At 69.6% G+C, this 19951-nt stretch carries 24 protein-coding genes; 3 read left to right on the top strand and 21 right to left on the bottom strand.

The features are described 5' to 3' along the window. Window positions 1–77: 77 nt before the first annotated feature. Window positions 78–1403: an acetyl-CoA C-acetyltransferase gene (locus JOF43_RS15890; RefSeq protein ID WP_209903870.1), complete on the bottom strand. Its 1326-nt coding sequence runs from the start codon at window positions 1401–1403 to the stop codon at window positions 78–80. Between the two features lie 93 nt (window positions 1404–1496). Here JOF43_RS15890 and JOF43_RS15885 point away from each other — a divergent pair, with 93 nt between their 5' ends. The 3 genes from JOF43_RS15885 (at window position 1497) to purL (ending at window position 6886) form a co-directional block, all read left to right on the top strand. Continuing rightward, window positions 1497–2144 carry a TetR/AcrR family transcriptional regulator gene (locus JOF43_RS15885; RefSeq protein ID WP_209903868.1) on the top strand — a complete coding sequence of 216 codons (648 nt, stop codon included), beginning with the start codon at window positions 1497–1499 and terminating at the stop codon, window positions 2142–2144. Then, window positions 2141–4279, top strand: coding sequence for an acyl-CoA dehydrogenase family protein (locus tag JOF43_RS15880; protein WP_209903866.1), 2139 nt, complete (start codon window positions 2141–2143; stop codon window positions 4277–4279). Before JOF43_RS15885 ends, JOF43_RS15880 begins: the two co-directional genes overlap by 4 nt. 276 nt (window positions 4280–4555) lie before the next feature. Then, window positions 4556–6886, top strand: coding sequence for a phosphoribosylformylglycinamidine synthase subunit PurL (gene purL, locus JOF43_RS15875; protein WP_209903864.1), 2331 nt, complete (start codon window positions 4556–4558; stop codon window positions 6884–6886). A gap of 134 nt (window positions 6887–7020) precedes the next feature. Here purL and rplQ read toward each other — a convergent pair whose 3' ends face one another. From rplQ to JOF43_RS15775, 20 genes are all read right to left on the bottom strand, one after another. Further along, window positions 7021–7515 carry a 50S ribosomal protein L17 gene (rplQ, locus tag JOF43_RS15870; protein WP_209903862.1) on the bottom strand — a complete coding sequence of 165 codons (495 nt, stop codon included), beginning with the start codon at window positions 7513–7515 and terminating at the stop codon, window positions 7021–7023. Between the two features lie 27 nt (window positions 7516–7542). Further along, window positions 7543–8541, bottom strand: coding sequence for a DNA-directed RNA polymerase subunit alpha (locus JOF43_RS15865; protein WP_209903860.1), 999 nt, complete (start codon window positions 8539–8541; stop codon window positions 7543–7545). A 158-nt stretch (window positions 8542–8699) separates the two neighbouring features. Continuing rightward, complete coding sequence (gene rpsK, locus JOF43_RS15860; RefSeq protein ID WP_076808050.1) at window positions 8700–9104, bottom strand: 30S ribosomal protein S11; 405 nt, start codon at window positions 9102–9104, stop codon at window positions 8700–8702. A 104-nt stretch (window positions 9105–9208) separates the two neighbouring features. Continuing rightward, entirely contained in the window at window positions 9209–9583 is a 375-nt protein-coding gene (rpsM, locus tag JOF43_RS15855) for a 30S ribosomal protein S13 (RefSeq protein WP_209903858.1), read from the bottom strand. A gap of 218 nt (window positions 9584–9801) precedes the next feature. Continuing rightward, window positions 9802–9915: a 50S ribosomal protein L36 gene (gene rpmJ, locus JOF43_RS15850; protein ID WP_010532506.1), complete on the bottom strand. Its 114-nt coding sequence runs from the start codon at window positions 9913–9915 to the stop codon at window positions 9802–9804. Window positions 9916–9937: 22 nt separating this feature from the next. Further along, window positions 9938–10159 carry a translation initiation factor IF-1 gene (infA, locus tag JOF43_RS15845; RefSeq protein WP_076808056.1) on the bottom strand — a complete coding sequence of 74 codons (222 nt, stop codon included), beginning with the start codon at window positions 10157–10159 and terminating at the stop codon, window positions 9938–9940. Between the two features lie 328 nt (window positions 10160–10487). Beyond that, window positions 10488–11336 carry a type I methionyl aminopeptidase gene (gene map, locus JOF43_RS15840; RefSeq protein ID WP_209903856.1) on the bottom strand — a complete coding sequence of 283 codons (849 nt, stop codon included), beginning with the start codon at window positions 11334–11336 and terminating at the stop codon, window positions 10488–10490. Beyond that, window positions 11333–11929 (bottom strand): adenylate kinase, encoded by a 597-nt coding sequence (locus JOF43_RS15835; RefSeq protein ID WP_209903854.1) that lies wholly within the window; start codon window positions 11927–11929, stop codon window positions 11333–11335. The genes map and JOF43_RS15835 overlap by 4 nt, the downstream gene beginning before the upstream one ends. Further along, window positions 11926–13230 (bottom strand): preprotein translocase subunit SecY, encoded by a 1305-nt coding sequence (secY, locus tag JOF43_RS15830; protein ID WP_209903853.1) that lies wholly within the window; start codon window positions 13228–13230, stop codon window positions 11926–11928. The genes JOF43_RS15835 and secY overlap by 4 nt, the downstream gene beginning before the upstream one ends. A gap of 155 nt (window positions 13231–13385) precedes the next feature. After that, window positions 13386–13844, bottom strand: a complete 459-nt coding sequence (gene rplO, locus JOF43_RS15825; protein WP_209903851.1) for a 50S ribosomal protein L15 — start codon at window positions 13842–13844, stop codon at window positions 13386–13388. A 5-nt stretch (window positions 13845–13849) separates the two neighbouring features. After that, window positions 13850–14032: a 50S ribosomal protein L30 gene (gene rpmD / locus JOF43_RS15820; RefSeq protein WP_281065156.1), complete on the bottom strand. Its 183-nt coding sequence runs from the start codon at window positions 14030–14032 to the stop codon at window positions 13850–13852. Continuing rightward, window positions 14029–14712 carry a 30S ribosomal protein S5 gene (gene rpsE / locus JOF43_RS15815; protein ID WP_209903847.1) on the bottom strand — a complete coding sequence of 228 codons (684 nt, stop codon included), beginning with the start codon at window positions 14710–14712 and terminating at the stop codon, window positions 14029–14031. Before rpsE ends, rpmD begins: the two co-directional genes overlap by 4 nt. Before the next feature lie 37 nt (window positions 14713–14749). Beyond that, window positions 14750–15136 (bottom strand): 50S ribosomal protein L18, encoded by a 387-nt coding sequence (rplR, locus tag JOF43_RS15810; RefSeq protein ID WP_209903845.1) that lies wholly within the window; start codon window positions 15134–15136, stop codon window positions 14750–14752. A gap of 2 nt (window positions 15137–15138) precedes the next feature. Then, window positions 15139–15681: a 50S ribosomal protein L6 gene (rplF, locus tag JOF43_RS15805; protein WP_209903844.1), complete on the bottom strand. Its 543-nt coding sequence runs from the start codon at window positions 15679–15681 to the stop codon at window positions 15139–15141. A 19-nt stretch (window positions 15682–15700) separates the two neighbouring features. Then, the gene (rpsH, locus tag JOF43_RS15800) at window positions 15701–16099 is read right to left on the bottom strand and encodes a 30S ribosomal protein S8 (protein WP_209903842.1); all 399 of its coding nucleotides are present in this window, start codon (window positions 16097–16099) and stop codon (window positions 15701–15703) included. A 71-nt stretch (window positions 16100–16170) separates the two neighbouring features. After that, window positions 16171–16356: a type Z 30S ribosomal protein S14 gene (locus JOF43_RS15795; protein ID WP_010550318.1), complete on the bottom strand. Its 186-nt coding sequence runs from the start codon at window positions 16354–16356 to the stop codon at window positions 16171–16173. Between the two features lies 1 nt (window position 16357). Then, window positions 16358–16927, bottom strand: coding sequence for a 50S ribosomal protein L5 (rplE, locus tag JOF43_RS15790; RefSeq protein WP_209903840.1), 570 nt, complete (start codon window positions 16925–16927; stop codon window positions 16358–16360). A 1-nt stretch (window position 16928) separates the two neighbouring features. Further along, window positions 16929–17315 carry a 50S ribosomal protein L24 gene (gene rplX, locus JOF43_RS15785; protein WP_209903838.1) on the bottom strand — a complete coding sequence of 129 codons (387 nt, stop codon included), beginning with the start codon at window positions 17313–17315 and terminating at the stop codon, window positions 16929–16931. A gap of 1 nt (window position 17316) precedes the next feature. Next, entirely contained in the window at window positions 17317–17685 is a 369-nt protein-coding gene (gene rplN, locus JOF43_RS15780) for a 50S ribosomal protein L14 (protein WP_209903836.1), read from the bottom strand. A gap of 452 nt (window positions 17686–18137) precedes the next feature. Further along, window positions 18138–19826 carry an MFS transporter gene (locus JOF43_RS15775; protein WP_209903834.1) on the bottom strand — a complete coding sequence of 563 codons (1689 nt, stop codon included), beginning with the start codon at window positions 19824–19826 and terminating at the stop codon, window positions 18138–18140. Window positions 19827–19951: the final 125 nt, after the last annotated feature.

Here is a 19951-nt window from a genome sequence, read left to right as displayed (position 1 = left end):
ACGGGGACGGCATCGGGCCGCGCGGCTCACTGCGGTGACGGGTCGCCGATCTGCGACCGCGCGCCGCTCGCCACGGGTCATGCGTCGGTGACCGACTCGAGCAGGACGACGGTGCCCTGGCCGGCGGCAGCGCACACCGAGATCAGCCCGCGCTGGACGCGACCGGTCTCCACCTCCCGCTGGTGCAGCAGCTTCGCCGCGGTCGCGACCAGGCGCCCGCCGGTCGCGGCGAAGGGGTGGCCGGCGGCGAGCGAGGAGCCGACGACGTTGAGCTTGTCGGGGTCGATCGCGCCGAGCGCCCCACCCCGCCCGAGCTTCTCGCGGCAGAACTCCTCGGACTCCCACGCCGCCAGGGTCGCCAGGACGGTCGAGGCGAAGGCCTCGTGGATCTCGTAGATGTCGAGGTCCTGCAGGGTCAGGCCGTGGGCGTCGAGCAGCTCGGGGACCGCGTAGGCGGGGGCCATCAGCAGGCCCTCGGCGCCGTGGGCGAAGTCGACCGCCGCGCTGCGCGCGTCGACCACGCGGGCCAGCGGGGTCAGGCCCCGCTCGTCGGCCCATTCCTGGGTTCCCATCAGCACGGAGGCGGCACCGTCGCTGAGCGGCGTGGAGTTGCCGGCGGTCATGGTCGGCTCGGCGACCTCCGGGCTCCTGACGCCGAAGACGGGCTTGAGGGTGCTGAGCTTGTCGAGGGTGGAGTCCGGGCGCAGGTTCTGGTCGCGGGACAGACCCCGATAGCCGGTGACCAGGTCGTCGAAGAACCCGGCGTCGTAGGCGGCGGCGAGCTTCTGGTGCGAGGCCAGCGCCAGCTCGTCCTGCGCCTGGCGGGTGATCCCCCACTGGGCGGCGGTCAGTGCCTGGTGCTCTCCCATCGACAGCCCGGTGCGGGGCTCGCCGTTGCGCGGCGGGACCGGCGCGAGGTCGGCGGGGCGGATCGCGCTGAACGCCTTGACACGCTGCACGGCGGTCTTCGCGGCGAAGGCGCGATGCAGGATGCGCCGCAGCCGGGGGGTGACCTCGATCGGGGAGTCGGAGGCGGAGTCGACACCGCAGGCGATGCCGGAATCGATCTGCCCCAGCTGGATCTTGTTCGACACGCGGATCACGGTCTCGAGGCTGGTGGCGCAGGCGCGGGAGAGATCGATCGCGGGGGTGCGCGGATCCAGCGGGGTCCCCAGTGCGCTCTCGCGCGTGAGGTTGAGGTCGCCGGCGAGCTTGAGGACGGCGCCGCCCGCGACCTCGCCGAGCTTCGCGCCCTGCAGCCCGTAGCGGGCGACGAGCCCGTCGAGAGCGGCGGTGAGCAGATCCTGGTTGGAGATCCCGGCGTAGGCTCCGCCGGAGCGGGCGAACGGGATGCGGTTGCCTCCCAGGATGAGCGCGTCTCGCGGGAAGTCGGGAACGGTCACTGTGGGCACCTCTTCGTGGTCGCTGCGGGAATCCGGACGGATCCACGCTCGGGACTTTACATAGAACCGACGGTACTTGATACCCTAGGTTCCGTGAATGCGACGACGCAAGCCCCCGTGGACGGACGATCGGCCCGCTGGGCGCGCCACCGGGAGCAGCGGCGCGCCGAGCTGCTCGACATCGCCCGGCATCTGATCCACGAGAGCGGCCCCGACGTCACGATGGAAGACATCGCCGCAGCCTCGGGCACCTCGAAGTCCATCGTCTACCGGTACTTCGAGGACAAAGCGACCCTGCAGCAGGCCCTGGGACGCAGCATCCTGACGTCGATGCACGCCAAGCTGCTCGAGGAGATGCGCGCTCTGGAGTCCACCGTCGGCCGCGAGCCGGAGCCCGACGAACGCATCCATGCCATGATCCGCGCCTATGTGGAGACCGCACAGCGCTCCCCCGGCGTCTACCGCTTCGTCACCCGCCCCAGCGACGGGCTGAACCACTTCCTGGGTGCCGTCACCCGCCTCGTGGCCACATTCCTCCCGGACGACCTGCCCTCTCGCCAGATCTGGGCGCACGGAGCCGTCGGCTTCGTCGAGAGCGCGGTCGACACCTGGATGACCGAGCTCGAGGAGCACGCGGCCGTCGACGCGCGGGAGGACGCCGCACCGCAGAGCAGTCCGATCACCTCCGACCAGCTCGTCACTCGACTGGTCACCTGGCTCATGAAGGGAATGCACGCATGACCGTCCACGCCGACAACGCCCCCACTCCCAGCACGCCCGCCACCGCGGCGAGCTCCGCCACCCCCACCGGCCCGATCCCGGTCCCCCCGAGCGGTGCCGCCCGCCTCGACGTCGAGGCCGTCGCCGAGGCCCTGCTGGGGTCCTGGGCCGACACCCGCCGGGCCGCCCGTGAGCGCGCCGCCCGCCCCGAGCTGCATCGCCCGCTGGACGCCACGGTCGCGGAGCACCGCGAGCGCACCTCCGCCCAGATGCAGCTGCTGGCCGAGGAGGACGTCTCCTTCCCGATGCTGCCCGAGCACCTCGGCGGCCCCAACGACAACGGCGCGAACGTCGCCGGCTTCGAGGAGCTCGTGGTCGCCGATCCCTCGCTGCAGATCAAGGCCGGCGTGCAGTGGGGGCTGTTCACCTCCGCGATCGTCCAGCTCGGCGACGAGCAGCAGCAGAAGGCCTGGGTTCCCGACGCGATGAGCCTGGCCACCCCCGGCGCTTTCGCGATGACCGAGATCGGGCACGGCTCCGATGTGCAGTCGCTCGCGACCACCGCGACCTACGACCCCGCCACCGAGGAGTGGGTGCTGAACACTCCCATCCGCGCCGCCTGGAAGGAGTTCCTCGGCAACGCCGCCCTCGATGCGAAGGCCGCCACGGTCTTCGCCCGGCTCATCACCGGGGGCGTCGACCACGGCGTGCACTGCTTCTACGTGCCGGTGCGCGATGCCGACGGAACGCTGCTGCCCGGGGTGGCCAGCGAGGACGACGGCGCCAAGGGAGGTCTGAACGGGATCGACAACGGGCGCCTGGCCTTCGACCACGTGCGTGTGCCGCGCACGAACCTGCTGAACCGGTACGGCGACGTCGCCGCCGACGGGACCTACACCTCGCCGATCGAGTCCCCCGGTCGCCGGTTCTTCACGATGCTGGGGACCCTGGTCCAGGGGCGCGTGTCCCTGGACGGCTCCGCGAACCGGGCGAGCCAGCTCGCACTGCACATCGCGATCACCTACGCCACCCAGCGCCGCCAGTTCACGGCCGCCGACCCCACCCGGGAGACGGTGCTGATGGACTACCAGGCGCATCTGCATCGCCTGCTGCCGAAGCTCGCGGCCACCTACGCCGGCGCCTTCGCGCACGAGCAGCTCCTGCACGCCTTCGACGACGTATTCTCCGACCGCACCGACGATCCCGAGGCCCGCGAGGACCTCGAGACCCTCGCCGCCGCACTCAAGCCCACCTCCACGCGGCTGGCCCTGGACACCATCCAGGAGTGCCGTGAGGCCTGCGGCGGCGCCGGTTTCATCGCCGAGAACCAGCTGGTGGGCCTGCATCAGGACCTCGACGTGTACACCACCTTCGAGGGCGACAACACGGTGCTGCTGCAGCTGGTCGCCAAGCGTCTGCTCAGCGACTACACCTCCGAGCTGAAGAACGTGGACCGCGCCGGCATCGGGCGTTTCATCGCCCAGCGCGCCGAAGTCCTCGCCAAGCGCCACACCCCCTGGGCGAGCCTTGCGCAGGACCTCAGCGACCGCGGCAATCCCCGTCGGGCCTCCGACTCGATGCGCCAGAGCGACTTCCAGGAGGAGATGCTCTCCGCGCGCGCCCGGGTGAAGGTCGAGGAGGTCGCGCTCTCACTCCGCTCGGCCTCGAAGATGAATCCGGCCGACGCCGCCGCCGAGGTCAACAAGCATCAGGTGGAGATGCTCGACGCCGCGCGCGCCCACGCCGATCTGGTCCGCTGGCGCGCCTTCACCACGGCGATCGAGCGCTTCGAGGACGAGGGAACGCGGTCGGTGCTCACCGATGTGCGCGACCTGTTCGGGCTGTCCACCATCGAGGACGATCTGGCCTGGTTCCTCCTGGGCGGCATGATCTCCACCCAGCGCGGTCGGCAGATCGACTCGGATCTGCGCCGTCTACTGTGGCGCCTGCGTCCCCACGCCCTGGACCTCGTCGCCTCCTTCGACATCCGCCCCGGGCACGTGCGTGCCCCGATCGCCCTGGGCGGGGAGCAGGAGCGCCAGGAGGAGGCCGCCGCGTACTTCCGTGCGCAGCGGGCCGGCGCCGATACCCCGGTCAGCGAGAAGGCCCTGCGGGACCGGGAGAAGCGGGCCCGCCGCGCGGCGGGTTCGCACTGAGGCCGACGGAGTCTCCTCGCCCCGATCCGGGCCGGGTCCCCGCCGCCGGCCACCCCGCAGCGGCGGAGGACCTGACCCGGTCCCGCGGGCGCCCGCGGGCGCCCGGGCCGGACACGGTGGCACCCGTCGACCCCCGCCGTCGGCCCGGTGGGCGGTCCTGCCCGAGGACGCGCGGCGATCGTAGACTGTGAGCGCCGCGGCGGATTCCGCCCGCATCCCGGCGCCGGCGACCGCCCGCGCCCCTGTGCCCACGTGATGAACGGATTCGACCCCGCGATGACCGCTGACGACGCTCACCCCTCCCCCTCGCCCGCCTCGCCCGGGGATGTCGACACCATCGAGCATGCCTCCGGCACCCCTGAGCAGACCCAGCCCTACGCGGAGCTCGGCCTCACCGACGGCGAGTACGCGAGCATCCGCGAGATCCTCGGCCGGCGTCCCACCAACGCCGAGCTGGCCATGTACTCGGTGATGTGGTCCGAGCACTGCTCCTACAAGTCCTCGAAGAAGCACCTGCGCACCTTCGGCGCGCACACCACCGAGGAGATGCGCGCGAAGCTGCTGGTGGGCATGGGCGAGAACGCGGGGGTCGTCGACATCGGCGACGGCTGGGCGGTGACCTTCAAGGTCGAGTCCCACAATCACCCCAGCTACGTCGAGCCCCACCAGGGCGCCGCGACCGGGGTCGGCGGCATCGTGCGCGACATCATCTCCATGGGCGCCCGGCCCGTCGCCGTCATGGACCAGCTGCGCTTCGGGGCGATCGATCATCCCGATACGGCGCGCGTGGTCCACGGCGTGGTCTCCGGCGTCGGCGGCTACGGCAACTCCCTCGGCCTGCCCAACATCGGCGGCGAGACCGTCTTCGATGCCTCCTACCAGACCAACCCCCTGGTCAACGCCCTGTCCATCGGCGTGATGCGCCACGAGGACATCCACCTCGCCTCTGCCACCGGGCCCGGCAACAAGGTCGTCCTGTTCGGTGCCCGCACCGGCGGGGACGGCATCGGCGGTGCCTCGATCCTCGCCTCGGAGACCTTCGACGAGGACGGCCCCGTCAAGCGCCCCAGCGTCCAGGTGGGCGACCCCTTCATGGAGAAGGTCCTCATCGAGTGCTGCCTCGAGCTGTTCGCCGCCGGCACCGTCGAGGGCATCCAGGACCTCGGCGCCGCGGGCATCTCCTGCGCCACCAGCGAGCTGGCCGCCAACGGCGGCTCCGGCATGCGCATCGACCTCGAGGACGTGCTGCTGCGCGATCCCACCCTGACCGCCGGGGAGATCCTCATGAGCGAGTCCCAGGAGCGGATGATGGCGGTGGTCAGTCCCGCGAAGCTGGCCGAGTTCGAGGCGATCGTCGCGAAGTGGGACGTCGAGGCCGCCGTCATCGGCGAGGTCACGGGCGACGGCCGGCTGACCATCGACCATCACGGCCACCGGATCGTCGACGTCGATCCCACCACCGTCGCGGTCGACAGCCCGGTCTACGACCGCCCCTACGCCCGGCCCGACTGGCAGGACGGCCTGCAGGCCGACCGCGCCGAGGACCTGCCCCGCCCGGAGGGCGCCGAGCAGATCGGCCACGCGATCCGCGAGCTGGTCGCCTCCCCGAACCTCGCCTCGAAGGGCTGGATCACCGATCAGTACGACCGCTACGTCGGCGGTAGCACCGCGCTCGCGATGCCCGACGACGCCGGCGTGCTGCGGGTCGACGAGACCACCGGGCGCGGGGTCGCACTGGCGACCGACGCCAGCGGCCGCTACACCAAGCTCGACCCGCGCACCGGCGCCCAGCTCGCGCTCGCGGAGGCCTATCGCAACGTCGCCGCCGCCGGCGCCCGCCCGCTGGCGGTCACCGACTGCCTGAACTTCGGCTCCCCCGAGGACCCCGGCCCCATGTGGCAGCTGGTCGAGGCGATCGGCGGCCTCGCGGAGGCCTGCGAGACGCTCGGCGTCCCGGTCACCGGCGGCAACGTCTCGCTGTACAACTCCACCGGAGAGCCCGGTCGGCTCGACTCCGCCATCCACCCCACCCCGGTCGTGGGCGTGCTCGGCGTGTTCGACGACGTCGCTCGCCGGGTGCCCTCGGGCTGGCAGCACGCGGGTGAGAGCGTGATCCTGCTCGGGACCACCCGCGAGGAGCTCTCCGGCTCGGCCTGGGCCCAGGTGGCCCATGACCACCTCGGCGGCCTCCCCCCGCAGGTCGACCTCGCCGCCGAGGCCGCGCTGGCCGAGGTGCTGATCGGGGCGAGCGCCGACGGGCTCGTCTCCGCCGCGCACGACCTGTCCGAGGGCGGGCTGGTGCAGGCTCTCGTCGAGGCCGTCGTCCGCTTCGGCACCGGTGCCTCGGTGGACCTCGATGCCCTCGCCGCACGCGACGGGGTGGACCTGTTCACCGCGCTGTTCTCCGAGTCCCAGTCCCGAGCCCTGGTGTCGGTGCCCACGGAGACGGAGGAGCAGCTCCTCGCCTCGGCCGCGGCGCACGGCGTCCCGGCACTGCGCCTGGGCAGCACCGGCGGCGAGGAGCTGGCGATCGCCGGACTCGGGAGCTACGGCATCGGCGCCCTGCGCGAGCTGCGCGAGGGGACGCTGCCGCGCTACTTCGGCTGAGGCCGCCGCCGCGGCACGGGCGTCGGCGTCGAATTGCTGACCGGGACGCCACCGGACCTCCCGTCACCGCGAAGACGACGGAGCCCGCCGAGCAGATGCTCGGCGGGCTCCGTCGTCTCAGGGAGGGAAGGGGCTCAGGCCTCCTTCGTCTCCTCCGCGGCGTCCTCAGCGGGAACCTCGGGAGTCTCCTCCGCGGCGGCGGTCTCGTCGGTCGCGGACGCGTTCTTCGCGGCGCCCTCGGCCTCCTTCACCACGGCCTGCTTCGGGGAGTACTCCTCCTGGACCAGCTCGATGACGGCCATCGGGGCGTTGTCGCCCTTGCGGGGACCGGTCTTGGTGATGCGGGTGTAGCCGCCGGGACGCTCCGAGAAGGTCGGGGCGATCTCCTCGAACAGCGAGTACACGACGCCACGGTCGCGGACCGTGCGCATCACGCGACGGCGGGAGGCGAGGTCGCCCTTCTTGGCGAAGGTGACCAGGCGCTCCGCGTACGGACGCAGCCGCTTGGCCTTGGACTCCGTCGTGGTGATCGCCTTGTGGCGGAACAGCTCGGTGGCGAGGTTGGCGAGGATCATCCGCTCATGCGCGGGGGATCCGCCGAGGCGCGCGCCCTTGGTGGGTGCAGGCATGGTCGTTCTCCTTGGTGAAGATGAAGGTCAGTACTGGTCGCCGAAGTCGTCGGAGTAGGACTCGAGGGCGGCGGACGGGTCGAAGCCGGCCGGGGAGTCCTTCAGCGACAGTCCGAGGTCGGCGAGCTTGGCCTTGACCTCGTCGATGGACTTCTGCCCGAAGTTGCGGATGTCGAGCAGATCGGCCTCGGAACGGGCGGTCAGCTCGCCGACGGTGTGCACACCCTCGCGCATGAGGCAGTTGTACGACCGCACCGTGAGGTTGAGGTCGTTGATCGGCAGCGCCAGGTCGGCGGCCAGCGCCTGGTCGGTCGGCGACGGGCCGATCTCGATGCCCTCCGCCTCCTGGTTCAGCTCGTGGGCCAGACCGAACAGCTCGACCAGCGTCTTGCCGGCGGAAGCCAGCGCGTCGCGCGGGGAGATGGCCGGCTTGGTCTCGACGTCGACGATCAGCTTGTCGAAGTCGGTGCGCTGCTCGACACGGGTCGCCTCGACCTTGTAGGTCACCTTGAGCACGGGCGAGTAGATCGAGTCGACCGGGACCCGGCCGATCTCTCCGTCGATGCCCTTGTTCTGAGCGGCGGAGACGTAGCCGCGGCCGCGCTCGACGATCAGCTCGATCTCCAGACGGCCCTTCTCGTTGAGGGTCGCGATGTGGAGGTCGGGATTGTGGATCTCCACGCCGGCGGGCGGGGTGATGTCGGCCGCGGTCACGTGACCGGCTTCCTCGCGACGCAGGTACATCACGACCGGCTCGTCGTTCTCCGAGGAGACGACGAGGTTCTTGATGTTGAGGATGACCTCGGTGATGTCCTCCTTGACCCCGGGGACGGTGCTGAACTCGTGCAGCACGCCGTCGATGCGGATCGAGGTGACCGCGGCGCCGGGGATGGAGGACAGCAGGGTGCGGCGCAGGGAGTTGCCGAGGGTGTAGCCGAAGCCCGGCTCGAGCGGCTCGATGACGAACCGGGAGCGGTTGTCCGACACGACCTCTTCGGTCAGCGTGGGGCGCTGTGCAATGAGCACTGTGGATCCTTTCTGCGAGCGTCCGCCATATGACGCTCAGAAGGGGGCGGTGGGCCTAGAGGATGAGTGTGGTGTCCAGGGGTGCCTGGGCCGACGGGCCGGCCGGCACCGGGGTCGGCCGCGACGGACGGGGCGATGCCCGGTCGCGGCCGACGCGGTCAGACGCGGCGGCGCTTGGCCGGACGGGTGCCGTTGTGCGGCTGCGGGGTGACGTCCTGGATCGAGCCGACCTCGAGGCCGGTCGCGGTGAGCGAGCGGATCGCGGTCTCGCGGCCGGAGCCCGGGCCCTTCACGAAGACGTCGACCTTCTTCATGCCGTGGTCCTGCGCCTGGCGCGCGGCGGCCTCGGCGGCCATCTGCGCGGCGTAGGGGGTCGACTTGCGCGAGCCCTTGAAGCCGACCTGCCCGGCCGAGGCCCAGGAGATGACAGCACCGGTCGGGTCCGTGATGGACACGATCGTGTTGTTGAACGTGCTCTTGATGTGTGCCTGGCCGTTGACGATGTTCTTCTTGTCCTTGCGGCGCGGCTTGCGCGCAGCGGCCTGACGGGTCTTGGTTGCCATACGGCAGAACTCCTCTGGTGGGTGTGGGGTGCGCCGGATCCCTCAGCGGCGCGAAGTGACTGCGGGTCCGAAGACTCCTGCGGTCCGACGGCTGTCGCCGTGGATCAGCGGGTCTTCTTCTTGCCGGCGACGGTGCGCTTGGGACCCTTGCGGGTGCGCGCGTTGGTCTTCGTGCGCTGACCGTGGACCGGCAGACCGCGGCGGTGCCGCAGGCCCTGGTAGCTGCCGATCTCGACCTTGCGACGGATGTCGGCGGCGACCTCGCGGCGCAGATCACCCTCGGTCCGGTAGTTCTCCTCGATGTGGTCGCGGAGCTGGACGAGCTCGTCGTCGGTCAGCTCGCGCACGCGCTTGTCACCGGGGACACCGGTCGCGGCCAGGGTCTCGAGGGCGCGGGTGCGTCCCACGCCGAAGATGTACGTCAGGGCGACTTCGAGGCGCTTTTCGCGCGGAAGGTCCACTCCCACCAGACGTGCCATGTGCAGATTCTCCTACTGTCTCGGAGGCCTGATCCGACACCTCGTCCTCGGGTCTGTTCCCGGGACGCCGCAGCCTCCGCGCTGCGGGTGGCCGGCCGGATGGCCGGTGGTGTCGACTCTTCTGTTGTGTGCCCGCGACGCGGACGGTGCCCCTGCGGGGCGTGCCGCCCGTGCGGGCGGCTGTCACGGCGAGAGCCGGGACCGACGGAATGCTCCGCTCAGCCCTGGCGCTGCTTGTGACGGGGGTTCGAGCAGATGACCATGACGCGCGAGTGGCGACGGATCACCTTGCAGTTGTCACAGATCGGCTTGACGCTCGGCTTGACCTTCATAGCTTTCCTTCTCCCGGGACGATCACTTGTAGCGGTAGACGATGCGGCCCCGGTCGAGATCGTAGGGGCTCAGCTCGACGACCACGCGGTCCTCGGGAAGGATGCGGATGTAGTGCTGGCGCATCTTCCCGGAGATGTGCGCGAGCACCATGTGCCCGTTGTCGAGCTCGACCCGGAAACGCGCGTTCGCGAGCGCCTCCACGACACGGCCCTCGACTTCGATCACGCCGTCCTTCTTCGCCATGCCTCCCCAATCTCTCGCCTCCGGAGGACCGGGGGCCGAGTTCCGCATTCGATGAACACTCAGTCCTTGCACACCTGCCGTCGGGCGACGGTACGGTGGTCAACGAGGGTGGCGCCGGAGCGCGTCGTCGCCGCGGCGGCTCGACTCGGCTACGCCGGTCGAAAGGTCTGCGCGACGGGACTGCACGACTGCACACGACGAGATCGCGCGCGGAGCACACCCGATCGACGAGCCTACACTCCCTGGCCGGAAACGGCGAGTGCCAGGGGTGATGACCCCGATCACGTCGCCCCGGGAACGCCCGCGACCCGCCTCGTCGGCCCGCTGATCAGTCCCCGGAGTCCGCCAGCGGGTCCGGCGCGGCCTTGACCCCGCGCCGAGCGAGCTCGGCGGCACCGCCGTCGCCCGCGGTGAGCACCAGCAGCCCGTCCTCGGTGACGGCGACGGAGTGCTCCCAGTGGGCGGCCCTGCCGCCCGCGGTGGCGCGCACCGTCCAGTCGTCGGCCTCGAGCTCCCAGTTGCCCTGCCCCTGGATGAGCATGGGCTCGATGGCCAGGCACATCCCGGGCCGCACGCGCGGCCCGCGGGCGCGGGTGCGGTAGTTCATGACGTCCGGCGCCTGATGCATGGCGGTGCCGATGCCGTGCCCGCCGAAACCCTCCAGAGGGGACAGGGACTCCCCCGCCTCCTCCTCGACGAAGTCCTCGATGGCGGCACCGACGTCACCGACCCGCTGGGCCGTCCCGAGGGCGGCGATGCCGGCCCACAGGGCGTCCCGGGTGATGCGGACCAGGTCCTCGTCGGCCACCGAACGGGGCGAGCCGACGATGTGCGTGCGCGCCGCGTCGGAGTGCCAGCCATCGATGATCAGCCCGCCGTCGAGGGAGACGATGTCGCCCTCGACCAGCTCACGCCCATCGGGGATGCCGTGGACGACGACCTCGTTGACACTGATGCACAGCGAGGCCGGGTACCCCTGGTAGCCCAGGAAGTTCGGGGTGGCGCCCTCGTCGAGGATCATCTCGTGGGCGAGGCGGTCCAGCTCGGCGGTGGTGACGCCGGGACGCATGTTCTCCTCGAGCATCTCGTGCACGCGGTGCAGCAACCGGCCGCTGCGCCGCATGACGAGGATCTGCTCGGGGGTCTTCAGCTCCACCCGCTCAGGCAGGATGCTCATCGTGCCTCGAGCGCCTCCTGGAGAGAGACGGTGACCTCGTCGATGGGGGCCATGCCGTCCACGCGGCGCACGAGACCGCGGTTCTCGTAGACGTCGATCAGCGGGGCGGTCTGCTCGGCGTACACCTCGAGCCGGCGCCGGATGGTCTCCTCGGTGTCGTCGCTGCGGCCCTCCTCCTGGCCGCGTGCGACCAGTCGGCCCACGACGGCCTCGGTCTCGACCTGGAGCAGCAGCACGGCGTCCAGCGCGGAGCCGAGCTCGGCGAGCATGGTGTCGAGGGCCTCGACCTGGTCGAGGGTGCGGGGGTAGCCGTCCAGCAGGAAACCACCCCGGGCATCCTCCTCGGTCAGGCGCGAACGCACCATGTCGTTGGTGACCGAGTCCGGCACGTACTCGCCGGCGTCCATGTAGGACTTCGCGAGGACGCCGAGCTCGGTCTCCTGGGAGACGTTGGCGCGGAAGATGTCACCGGTGGAGATCGCGGGGATCGACAGCGACTCGGCCAGGCGCACGGCCTGCGTGCCTTTGCCGGCTCCGGGCGGGCCGACGATCAGCAGTCGGCGGGCGGTGGGCGCGGCGGGAGAGGTGGTCACCGAAGAATCCCTTCGTAGTGGTGCTGCTGGAGCTTCGCGTCGATCTGCTTGACGGTGTCGAGGCCGACGCCGATGACGATCAGCAGGGACACGCCGCCCAGCGGGAAGTTCTGCGAGGCGCCCAGATAGACGAGCGCGAGCAGGGGCATCAGCGAGATCACCGCGAGGTACATCGCGCCGGGGGTCTGGATCCGGTTGATCACGTAGCGCAGATAGCTCTCGGTGGGCTTGCCGGCGCGCACGTTGGGCACGAAACCGCCGTACTTCTTCATGTTGTCGGCGATCTCCTCCGCGTTGAAGGTGATCGAGACGTAGAAGAAGGCGAAGAAAACGATCAGGCTGACGTAGACGACGGCATAGATCCAGGAGAACGACTGCCCCATCACCAGGTGCGCATTGATCCACTGCACCCAGCCGGACTCGGGGTTGCCGAAGGAGGCGGCCATCTGCGGCAGCGCCAGGATCGAGGAGGCGAAGATGACAGGGATGACGCCGGCCTGGTTGACCTTGATCGGGATGTAGGTGGAGGTGCCGCCGTACATGCGGCGGCCCACCATCCGCTTGGCGTACTGGACCGGGATGCGGCGCTGGGACTGCTCGACGAAGACGACGCCGATCATCACCACCAGTGCCACGAGGATCACGAGCGCGAAGATCATCCAGCCCTGCAGCTGGAAGACCTGGCCCATGGCGCCCGGGAAGGACGCGGCGATGGACGTGAAGATCATCAGCGACATGCCGTTGCCGACACCGCGCTCGGTGATCATCTCGCCCATGAACATGATCAGCACGGTGCCGACGGTCATGGCCAGCACCATCAGCAGCAGCGTGGGCACGGACTGGTCGGGCACGAGCGTGAGGTTGCACCCCACGAAGAACTGCCCGGAGCGCACCAGGGTGATGATCGTGGTGGCCTGCAGCACGCCCAGGCCGATGGTCAGGTAGCGCGTGTACTGCGTGAGCTTGGCGGTGCCGGAGGCCCCCTCCTTGTGGAGGGCCTCGAACCGCGGGATCACCACACGCAGCAGCTGCACGATGATGGAGGCAGTGATGTAGGGCATCACGCCGAGCGAGAAGACGGACAGCTGCAGCAGCGCGCCGCCGGAGAACATGTTGATCATGCCCATCGCGGAGGCGCCCTGACCCGACTGTGCCTGATCGGAACAGACCATCACGTTGGTGTAGTCGAACCCCGGAGTGGGGACGAAGACGCCGAGTCGATAGATGGCGATCAGGCCGAGCGTGAAGAAGATCTTCGCCCTCAGCTCGGGGGTGCGCAGCGCGCGCACGAACGAGTTCACCAGTTTCCCTCCTGGAGGTCCGGGGACAGGACCGTAGGGCGTCCCGGTCCGTCCCGGTGCCGTAGAAACTCTGCGGCCATCGGACCGGCCCCAGTATGACGACGGGGCACCGCAGCACAGATTATTCTGCGCCGTGGTGCCCCGTCAAAAGCGACTCACGCGGTGGTGACGGACCCGCCAGCCGCCGCGATCTTCTGCTCCGCCGAGGCGGAGAACTTCTGTGCGGTGACGTCGAGCTTGACGCTCACCTCACCGGTCCCCAGCACCTTGACGGGCTGGTTCTTGCGCACGGCGCCCTTGGAGACGAGATCCTCGACCGTGACGGTGCCGCCCTCGGGGAACAGCTCCTCCAGGGTCGCCAGGTTCACGACCTGGTACTCGACGCGGAACGGGTTGGTGAAGCCGCGCAGCTTGGGCAGACGCATGTGCATCGGCATCTGGCCGCCCTCGAAGCCGACGGGCACCTGGTAACGGGCCTTCGTGCCCTTGGTGCCGCGACCGGCGGTCTTGCCCTTGGAGGCCTCACCGCGACCGACGCGGGTGCGTGCGGTCTTCGAACCCGGCGCGGGGCGCAGGTCGTGAAGCTTCAGGGGATTCTGGTCTTCAGTGTTCATGAGATTCAGTCCACCTCTTCGACCGTCACCAGGTGGGTGACGGCGCGGATCATGCCGCGGATCTCGGGGCGGTCATCCTTCACCACCGTGTCACCGATGCGCTTGAGGCCGAGGCCGCGCAGGGTGGCTCGCTGGCTCTGGTTGCCGCCGATGTCGGAACGGACCTGGGTGACCTTGATCTGCATCAGGCACCCACCTTCTCGGCGCGAGCCGCGGCACGGCCCTCGGCCTGGGCCCGCAGGAGCGCCGCCGGGGCGACGTCCTCGACCGCGAGACCACGGCGCGCGGCCACGGCCTCCGGCTCCTCGAGCCGCTTGAGCGCATCGACGGTGGCCCGCACGATGTTGATCTGGTTGGTCGACCCGAGCGACTTGGAGAGCACGTCGTGCACTCCGGCGCACTCGAGCACGGCGCGGACCGGACCGCCGGCGATCACACCGGTGCCCGGCGCGGCCGGACGCAGCAGGACGACGCCTGCCGCATCCTCGCCCTGGACCTGGTGCACGACGGTGCCCTGGATGCGGGGGACGCGGAAGAAGTTCTTCTTCGCCTCCTCGACACCCTTGGAGATCGCCGCAGGGACCTCCTTGGCCTTGCCGTAGCCGACGCCGACGGTGCCGTCGCCGTCACCCACCACCACGAGGGCGGTGAAGGAGAACCGACGGCCGCCCTTGACGACCTTCGAGACGCGGTTGATGCTGACGACGCGCTCGAGGAAGGCCGACTTCTCGGCGTCCTGACCGCGGCCGCGGCCCTGACGGCCACCGCGGTCGCCGCCCTGGCGCCCGCCGCGCTCGTTGCTGGTGGTGGACTTCTCGTCCCGCCGGCCGGAGGCCGCGGGACCGTTGCTTCGCTGCTGTGCAGCCATATTCAGATCCTCTTCTCGTCCTGTGTCCGGGGGGCGATCACAGCGCCAGGCCGGCTTCGCGAGCGCCGTCCGCGACGGCGGCCACGCGGCCGTGGTACTTGTTGCCGCCGCGGTCGAACACGACGGAGTCGATCCCGGCGGCCTGGGCGCGCTCGGCGACCAGGGTGCCGACGGTGCGGGCCTTGTCCGCCTTGGGCGCCTCGGCGCCGCGCAGGTCGGCCTCCATGGTCGACGCCGACGCGATGGTCTTGCCCAGCGAGTCGTCGACGATCTGGACGAAGACGTGGCGCGACGAGCGGGTGACCACCAGACGCGGGCGCACGGCGGTGCCGATGACCCGACGGCGGACACGCAGGTGACGACGGCCGCGCGAGCGCAGCTTGCTGCCGCGGTTGCCCTTGGTGTGCTTGAGTGCGTAACCCATGATCACTTACCAGCCTTTCCGGCCTTGCGCACCACGGTCTCGTCCGCGTACCGCACGCCCTTGCCCTTGTAGGGCTCGGGAGGACGGATGCCACGGATCTTCGCGGCGACCTGACCCACCCGCTGCTTGTCGATGCCGCTGACCGAGAACTTGCTCGGGGACTCGACGTTCAGGGTGACGCCCTCGGGGGACTTCACCGTGACGGGGTGGGAGAAGCCGAGTGCGAACTCGAGGTCGGTGCCCTTCGCGGTCACACGGTAGCCCGTGCCCACGATCTCCAGCTTCTTCTCGTAGCCCTCGGTGACACCGAGGACGATGTTGTTGACGAGCGTGCGGGTCAGCCCGTGCAGCGCACGGTTGTCCTGCTCGTCGTCGGGGCGGCGGACGACGATCGCGCCGTCGTCGTTGCGCTCGATGGTCAGGGGCGCCGGCACCTCGTGCGAGAGCACGCCCTTGGGTCCGGTCACCGTCACGATGTTGCCATCGATGGTGACGTCTGAAACGGCTGCCGGCACGGGGACCGGTCGGAATCCGATGCGGGACATAGTAGTTCTCCTCCCCCGGTTACCAGATGTAGGCGAGGACTTCCCCACCCACACCCTTCTGGGCAGCCTGCTTGTCGGTCAGGAGGCCGGAGGACGTGGACAGGATCGCCACGCCCAGTCCGCCGAGGACCTTGGGCAGATTGGTGGACTTCGCGTACACACGCAGGCCGGGCTTCGAGATGCGCCGGATGCCGGAGATGGCGCGCTCACGGCTGTCGGAGTACTTGAGCTCGAGGACGAGCTTGCTGCCCACCTCGGCCTCTTCCTCGCGCCAGCCGAGGATGTAGCCCTCCGCCTTCAGGATGTCCGCGATGCGGGCCTTCAACTTCGAGTACGGCATGGACGCGGTTTCGTGGAACGCGCCTGAGGCGTTCCGGATCCGCGTGAGCATGTCCGCGATCGGGTCGGTCATGGTCATGTCTGTTGCTTCTTCCTCACCTGGTTTCCCGCGACATCATTGCTGTGCCCCGGGACCTCTGGCGGTAGTCCTTACCAGCTGCTCTTGGTCACGCCGGGGAGCTCACCGCGGTGAGCCATCTCGCGAAGGCAGACTCGGCAGAGCCCGAACTTGCGGTACACGGAGTGCGGACGGCCGCAGCGCTGGCACCGGGTGTAGGCGCGCACGGCGAACTTCGGCTTGCGCTCCGACTTCTTGATCAGGGCTGTCTTGGCCATATCAGTTCTCCTTGAAGGGGAAGCCGAGCAGCTTGAGCAGCGCGCGTCCCTCGTCGTCGGTCTTCGCAGTGGTCACGACCGTGATGTCCATACCGCGGACCCGGTCGATCTTGTCCTGGTCGATCTCGTGGAACATGACCTGCTCCGTGAGACCGAAGGTGTAGTTGCCGTTGCCGTCGAAGTGCTTCGGCGACAGTCCGCGGAAGTCGCGGATGCGCGGCAGCGCGGTCGACAGCATCCGGTCCAGGAACTCCCACATGCGAGCGTTGCGCAGGGTGACGTGCGCACCGATCGGCATGCCCTCACGCAGCTTGAACTGCGCGATGGACTTGCGGGCCTTGGTGACCTGGGGCTTCTGGCCGGTGATGTCGGCGAGATCGCGGATGGCGCCGTCGATGACCTTGGAATCGCGTGCGGCGTCGCCGACGCCCATGTTCACGACGATCTTGGTCAGGCCGGGCACCAGCATGACGTTCTCGTAACCGAACTGCTCGGTCAGCTGCGCCTTGATGGTCTCGTTGTACTGGGTCTTCAGACGCGGGGTGGGCGCCTGGGTGACGGTCTCGCTCATCTCAGATGTCCTTCCCGGAGCGCTTTGCGAAGCGGACGCGCACCTGCTTGGAGCGGCCGCTGTCGAGCTCGAGGGTCTCGACGCGGAAACCGACCTTGGTCGGCTTGTTGTCCTCCGGGTCGACCAGGGCCACGTTGGAGACGTGGAGCGGGGCCTCGCGCTGCTCGATGCCGCCCGCACCGCCGGCCTGGGTCGGCTTGAGGTGGTGGGTGCGCCGGTTGATGCCCTCGACGAGCACGCGCTGCGTGTCGGGGAACACCTGCAGGACGCGGCCCTGCTTACCCTTGTCGCCGGCCTCGAGGCCGCGCTGGGCGGCCTTGTCGCTGTCGCTCGTGCGACCGGTGATGACCTGGACGAGGTCGCCCTTCTTGATCTTCATCTTTGCCATGTCACAGCACCTCCGGTGCCAGCGAGATGATCTTCATGAAGCGCTTGTCGCGCAGCTCGCGACCGACGGGGCCGAAGATGCGCGTTCCGCGCGGCTCGCCGTCGGCCTTGAGGATCACCGCCGCGTTCTCGTCGAAGCGGATGTAGGAGCCGTCGGGACGCCGACGCTCCTTGGACGTGCGGACGACGACAGCCTTGATGACGTCGCCCTTCTTGACGTTGCCACCGGGGATGGCGTCCTTCACGGTCGCCACGATGGTGTCGCCGATGCTGGCGTAACGGCGACCGGAGCCACCGAGAACACGGATGCAGAGAATCTCCTTGGCACCCGTGTTGTCGGCGACCTTCAGTCGCGACTCCTGCTGAATCACTCGTTCTCCTATCGTCTCACCGGTTCTCTTCCCGCCCGCGGGAGCGAGCCGGCCGAGCCTTGCGGAACGGAATATGGACACTGCATGGTGCGCCGCATCACCCCTGGTCACCACTGCGACCGTGAGCGTCACCGCCGACGGGCCCCGGGCACCAAAAATCCCTCTGCCGGACTCATGCACTAGCGTGTGGAACGCGAGGCGTTCGCTTCTCGTGCACGGTCTCCGGCGAGGACGGATCTGGTGGTACCGGATCCTGTCGCGGACTCCTGCTCGCACGCACCGCGGAGGTGCATGGGGACAGATGTCCGGCAACCGCTCAAGACTACGCGGTCGGCACCTGCACTGTCACCCCGTACGAGCCGCCGACCTGGTGTGTGCTTGCTCTCCCGCGGCTCGTCCGGCTTCTCGTCCGTCGCTCGTCCGGTCGTTCTCCGCGGGACCCGCCCGCTCGCTCACTCCGGGGCCCGGGTGCTCCGCCGCTCCCCCGGCCCCTGCTCGGTGTCCTCGTCCGTGCGCGGGGTCCGGGGGGAGTCGAGCAGGGCACGATCGGCGTCGGAGAGCTCCGTGACACGCACGGGCTCCACTCCGTCGACGGGATCACCTGCGGCGTCGACCGCGATGCGCAGGTACTCCTCCTGGAGCGGCATGGCGTCGAGGTCGAGGTGCGGGTTCTCCTCCTGGCCCGCGACCAGCGCCGCGGCCTCCTGCTCGTCCTCGACGGTCGGGAACGAGCCCAGCAGCGGCGTCCGCGCCGTCTCCTTGAGGCCCAGCAGTGCGACCGCGCAGATCACGGAGAAGAGCATGATCCAGAAGGCCGGCATCAGCTCGTTCCCGGTGGCGTCGATCAGCGCCTGCGAGACCAGGGGCGTGGTGCCACCGAAGGCCGAGACCGCGACGTTGAAGGCGAGGCCCATCGCCGCAAAGCGCACTGCGGTGGGGAACATCGCCGGCAGGGTCGAGGCGAACATCGCCAGGTACAGCGCCGCGGGGACGGCGATGAGGAAGCTCGCGAGCTGGATGACCCAGAAGTGGCCCGTCAGCATCATCTCGAAGGCGGGGATCGTGAGCACGAGAGTGCTGACGATCGCGAGGTACAGCACCCGCTTGCGGCCGATCCGGTCGGAGAGCCGACCGATGAGGGGCAGGCTGAGCGCGACGGCGACCATCGCAGGGATGGTGGCTACCGCAGCCATCATCTCGTTCATGCCCAGTTGGGCGCCGAGGAAGGTGGGCATGTAGCTGGTCAGGGCGTAACCGACGGTGTTGCCGGCGGCGACGATCGAGATCGCCACCAGCACGGCGCGCCAGTGGTGGCGCAGCAGGCTGCGCAGACCGGAGCTGGCCATCGGGTCATCCCGATCGGGCTCCTCCTCACCCTGCGCGCTCTCCGCGGTCTCGAAGGCCGGGGTCTCGGGGATGCGGGCACGGAAATAGATCGCGATCGCTCCCAGGGGGACGGCGACGAGAAACGGCACCCGCCATCCCCAGTCGGAGAAGGCGGTCTCGCCCCAGCCGAGTCCCACCACGAGGTGGGTCAGGGCCACGGTCCCGGCGCCGGTGGCGAAACCGAGGTAGGAGCCGACGTCGAGCCAGGAGGAGAAGTAGCCTCGGCGCTTGTCCGAGGAGAACTCGGCGACGTAGGTCGAGGCCCCGGCGTACTCGCCGCCCGTGGAGAAGCCCTGGATCAGTTTGAGCAGGTAGAGCAGGAACGCCGCCCACACGCCGATCTGAGAGGCCGTCGGGAGCACGCCGATCAGGGCAGTCGCGACGGCCATGGCGGCCATGGTGATGAACAGGACCTTCTGGCGTCCGATCCGGTCGCCGAGCGGACCGAGCACGAGACCGCCGAGCGGGCGGACCAGGAAGCTCACCGCGAAGCCGAGCAGGCTCAGCAGCCGATCGAGGCTGTCGCTGCCGGTCTCGAAGAACAGGCTCGCGAGCGTGAGGGCCATGTAGCCGTACACGCCGAAGTCGAACCACTCCATGAAGTTGCCGACCACGGTCCCGCCGACCGCGGTGCGGATCCGCGACCGCTTGACCACCAGGACGTCCTCGACCCCCAACTTGCGTGTGCGGGAGACCAGACGAGACCTCGGCGGAGGCGAGGAGTCACGGTCCTGGCGGCGGCGGCGTTCACCCATGGGGACATACTTTCGGTTCGGGAAGGAGGCTGGGCGCGGCGCGCGGTGTCCTGTCCGCGCCGGGCCGCCGTCAAGTGTCACGCCGCGTCCACCGGATGTCCACGTCGGCGTCGACGTCATCACGT

Source organism: Brachybacterium sacelli (assembly GCF_017876545.1).
GTDB lineage: Bacteria > Actinomycetota > Actinomycetes > Actinomycetales > Dermabacteraceae > Brachybacterium > Brachybacterium sacelli.
This window is presented reverse-complemented; position numbering and strand designations above follow the sequence as displayed.

Excerpts from the sequence above, each read along its gene's own strand:
- JOF43_RS15880 (WP_209903866.1), top strand. The coding sequence starts at position 2,141 with ATGACCGTCCACGCCGACAACGCCCCCACTCCCAGCACGCCCGCCACC.
- purL (WP_209903864.1), top strand. The coding sequence starts at position 4,556 with ATGACCGCTGACGACGCTCACCCCTCCCCCTCGCCCGCCTCGCCCGGG.
- rplQ (WP_209903862.1), bottom strand. The coding sequence starts at position 7,515 with ATGCCTGCACCCACCAAGGGCGCGCGCCTCGGCGGATCCCCCGCGCAT.
- rpsK (WP_076808050.1), bottom strand. The coding sequence starts at position 9,104 with ATGGCAACCAAGACCCGTCAGGCCGCTGCGCGCAAGCCGCGCCGCAAG.
- rpsM (WP_209903858.1), bottom strand. The coding sequence starts at position 9,583 with ATGGCACGTCTGGTGGGAGTGGACCTTCCGCGCGAAAAGCGCCTCGAA.
- rpmJ (WP_010532506.1), bottom strand. The coding sequence starts at position 9,915 with ATGAAGGTCAAGCCGAGCGTCAAGCCGATCTGTGACAACTGCAAGGTG.
- infA (WP_076808056.1), bottom strand. The coding sequence starts at position 10,159 with ATGGCGAAGAAGGACGGCGTGATCGAAGTCGAGGGCCGTGTCGTGGAG.
- map (WP_209903856.1), bottom strand. The coding sequence starts at position 11,336 with ATGAGCATCCTGCCTGAGCGGGTGGAGCTGAAGACCCCCGAGCAGATC.
- rplO (WP_209903851.1), bottom strand. The coding sequence starts at position 13,844 with ATGAACACTGAAGACCAGAATCCCCTGAAGCTTCACGACCTGCGCCCC.
- rpsE (WP_209903847.1), bottom strand. The coding sequence starts at position 14,712 with ATGGCTGCACAGCAGCGAAGCAACGGTCCCGCGGCCTCCGGCCGGCGG.
- rplR (WP_209903845.1), bottom strand. The coding sequence starts at position 15,136 with ATGGGTTACGCACTCAAGCACACCAAGGGCAACCGCGGCAGCAAGCTG.
- rplF (WP_209903844.1), bottom strand. The coding sequence starts at position 15,681 with ATGTCCCGCATCGGATTCCGACCGGTCCCCGTGCCGGCAGCCGTTTCA.
- rpsH (WP_209903842.1), bottom strand. The coding sequence starts at position 16,099 with ATGACCATGACCGACCCGATCGCGGACATGCTCACGCGGATCCGGAAC.
- JOF43_RS15795 (WP_010550318.1), bottom strand. The coding sequence starts at position 16,356 with ATGGCCAAGACAGCCCTGATCAAGAAGTCGGAGCGCAAGCCGAAGTTC.
- rplE (WP_209903840.1), bottom strand. The coding sequence starts at position 16,927 with ATGAGCGAGACCGTCACCCAGGCGCCCACCCCGCGTCTGAAGACCCAG.
- rplX (WP_209903838.1), bottom strand. The coding sequence starts at position 17,315 with ATGGCAAAGATGAAGATCAAGAAGGGCGACCTCGTCCAGGTCATCACC.
- JOF43_RS15775 (WP_209903834.1), bottom strand. The coding sequence starts at position 19,826 with ATGGGTGAACGCCGCCGCCGCCAGGACCGTGACTCCTCGCCTCCGCCG.